Consider the following 2,940-nt stretch of genomic DNA (forward strand, 5'->3'; position numbering starts at 1 on the left):
GCATCGCCTGCTGCAGCAGGCGCTGGCGCCGCTCCCGCGCCTCGGCCGGATCGCTGCGGCGCGCCGGGGCGGCGGGCGGGGCGGCGCGGCGGGGGCGGCGCGCGCGGGCGCCTCGGGGGCGGTGGCGCGGTCGCCTCGGGCTCCGGCTCGAGCTCGAGCACCAGGCCCGCCGCGGTCTCGCCGCTCGGCTGCCGCCCGGTGGCCGGCACCGCCAGCCCGAGCAGCAGCAGCGCGGCGAGCACGGCACGCGCGCGCTCCGGCTCCACCTCGGTGCCGCCGAAGAACGCCTCCAGCGTGGCGGACGGCGAGAGCCGGCGCAGCAGCGCCTGCTCCGCCGCGGTCCAGCGGAAGGCGCCGGCCACCTCGGCGTACCCGGACGCGAGCCGCACCGCCTGGTGCGCGAGGGGCTGCAGCGCCGACACGACCAGCGCGCCCGCCTGCGGCCGCTCCAGCGCGTCCACGATGGTGCGCAGCGGGGACAGCCGGCTGCCGCGCGTCCACTCCGGGACCGGCGCGGCGGCGTCGAAGCGGAAGGCGCCCGCGTCCAGCGCGGCGATCACCGCGAAGTAGCCGGCCTGCTGCTCGGCCAGCATCCGGTCCACGTCGGCGCGCGAGACCGCGCCCATCTCCACCAGGAGCTCGCCCTGCGGGCGGCGGGTGGACGCCATCAGGCCCAGGCTGCGCGAGAGCGCGTCGATGTCGATGAGCCCCGCCTGCAGCAGCAGCAGCCCGAGCGGCCGGAACCCGGTCACCACCTGCGCCCCGACCGGCCGCCCGTCGCGCAGCCACAGCCGCGAGGTGCCGCCGTCGTGCGACACCTCGAGCAGGCCGGTGGCGCGCACGTTCAGCGCCTCGAGCAGGATCGCCGCGAGCGGCGTGCGGGCCAGGTCGCCCGGGGCCTCGAGGACGCTCATTCGCGACATCTTACCGCGGGTCGGCGCCGTACGCTCCCGGTGCGGCCGCGCGGGCGTTTTCGGTTTGACCCGGCCGCGCACCCGCCGCAGAGTCGGCGACCGGGGCGGCACCGGGGACCGGGGACGGGTCGGCATGGGCGGCATCGGCATCGTGAACAACCCGCGCTCGCGGCGGAACCGGCGCGAGCCGCGCCTGGGCGACCGGCTGCGGGCGCGGCTGGGCGACGCGGGCGAGGTGGTGGACGCCGCCACGCCCGACGAGCTGGCCCGCGCGGTGGAGCGGTTCCGGGCGCGCGGCGTGGACGTGCTCGGGATCGGCGGCGGCGACGGCACCGCGCACGTGGTGCTCTCCGCCTTTGCCGACGCGTACGGCGACGCGCCGCTGCCGCAGGTCCTGCTCCTGCGCGCCGGGGCCATGAACACGGTGGCGCACGGCAACGGGGTCCGCGGCGGCCCCGAGGCCATCCTGCGGGCGGTGCTCGCGCGGAGGCAGCAGGGGATTCCCCTCGCCACCGTCGAGCGCGACCTGCTCCGCGTCGAGGCCGAGGGCGTCCCCACCCGCCACGGGTTCATCTTCGGCACCGGCGCGGTGGTGGCGTTCCTCGAGGCCTACTACGCGACCGGCCGGCCCTCGCCGCTCACCGCGGGGCTCCTGCTCGCGCGCGCGGTCTGCTCGGCGCTGGTGCGCGGGCCCTTCGCCGCCTCGCTCACCCGCCGCGACCCGCTGCGGGTGTGGAGCGACGGGGAGGAGTGGACCGACGCGCGCTACCTCGCGCTCGTGGCCGGCTCCACGCCGGACATCGGCTTCGGCTTCCGGGCGTTCCACCGGTGCGGCGAGCAGCCCGGCTCGTTCCACGCGGTCGGGGTCACGGCCAGCCCGCTGCAGATCGCGCTCGCGCTGCCCCGGATCCGCGCGGGGCGCCCGTGGAAGCGGCGGCACGCCCAGGACGAGGTGGCCCGCGAGCTCAGGGTGGAGGGCGACGGCCTGCGGTACACGGTGGACGGCGACCTGTACGGCCCGGTGCGGGCGGTCCGGATCTCGACCGGTCCGGGCGTCGAGCTGGTGGTGCCCTGACCGCGTTTTCCCGGGCAGATCCTTTTGACCGGTGAGGGGGTCGCGACTAACCTTCCCGGTCCCACCATGCGCCTGAGCCACGCGGGAGCGAGCGACGTCGGGCGGAAGCGCGCCCACAACGAGGATGCGTTCCTGCTCCTCCCGGAGGAGCAGCTCTACTGCGTCGCGGACGGGATGGGCGGCCACGCCTCCGGCGAGGTGGCGGCGCGCATCGCGGTCGAGGAGATGGCCGAGTTCTTCCGGATCACCGGCCGGGACGACGAGGCCACCTGGCCCTTCCGGCCGGACCCGGCCCGGGACGCCGACGAGAACCGGCTCCTCACCGGCGTGAAGCTCGCGAACCTGCGCATCCACGAGCGGGCCCGGGCCGACGAGCGGCTCCACGGCATGGGCACCACGCTGGTGGCGGCGCAGTTCCCCCGCGACGGGCGCGAGGTGCTGGTCGGGCACGTGGGCGACAGCCGGGCGTACCTGTTCCGCCGCGGCGCGCTGCGGCAGCTCACCGAGGACCACTCGCTGCTCAACGACTTCCGGCGCACGCGCCAGCTCACGCCGGCCGAGATCGAGGCGTTCCCGCACAAGAACGTGATCGTCCGCGCGCTCGGCATGAAGGAGTCGGTCGAGGTGGACCTGCTCCGCGAGCCGCTCGAGGACGGGGACGTGGTGCTGCTCTGCTCCGACGGCCTCTCCGGCATGGTGCCGGACGCGCGCATCGCCGAGGTGCTGCGCGCGGTGCCGGGCGACCTCCGCCGCGCCGCGCAGGCGCTGGTGGACGCGGCGAACTCCGCCGGCGGCGCCGACAACGTGACGTGCGTCCTGGTGCAGGCCCAGGGGTAGCTGCTCCAGCGAGGGCTGCGCCCTCGCCCCTGCCTCAGCCGGCCCCGCCGTCGCGCACCCGGTCGTCCCCCGCGGCCACCGCGTCCTCGACGACCTCGCCGGGCGCGAGCGCGG

General features: G+C 77.2%; 3 protein-coding genes. 2 read left to right on the forward strand and 1 reads right to left on the reverse strand.

Features of this window, described 5'->3' with window-relative positions:
- Positions 1 to 914, reverse strand: a 914-nt coding sequence (locus PSR1_RS22705) for a DUF4388 domain-containing protein (RefSeq protein ID WP_237758209.1), incomplete at its 3' end; no start/stop codon positions are given.
- 133 nt (positions 915 to 1,047) lie between these two features.
- On the opposite strand from PSR1_RS22705, the gene PSR1_RS22710 reads away from it, so the two are divergent.
- Both PSR1_RS22710 and PSR1_RS22715 read left to right on the forward strand, forming a co-directional pair.
- Positions 1,048 to 1,989 carry a diacylglycerol kinase family protein gene (locus PSR1_RS22710; RefSeq protein WP_059439575.1) on the forward strand — a complete coding sequence of 314 codons (942 nt, stop codon included), beginning with the start codon at positions 1,048 to 1,050 and terminating at the stop codon, positions 1,987 to 1,989.
- A gap of 66 nt (positions 1,990 to 2,055) precedes the next feature.
- The gene (locus PSR1_RS22715; RefSeq protein WP_011422739.1) at positions 2,056 to 2,826 is read left to right on the forward strand and encodes a Stp1/IreP family PP2C-type Ser/Thr phosphatase; all 771 of its coding nucleotides are present in this window, start codon (positions 2,056 to 2,058) and stop codon (positions 2,824 to 2,826) included.
- Positions 2,827 to 2,940 lie beyond the last annotated feature (114 nt).

It is taken from the genome of Anaeromyxobacter sp. PSR-1 (assembly GCF_000964525.1).
Taxonomy (GTDB): Bacteria; Myxococcota; Myxococcia; order Myxococcales; family Anaeromyxobacteraceae; genus Anaeromyxobacter.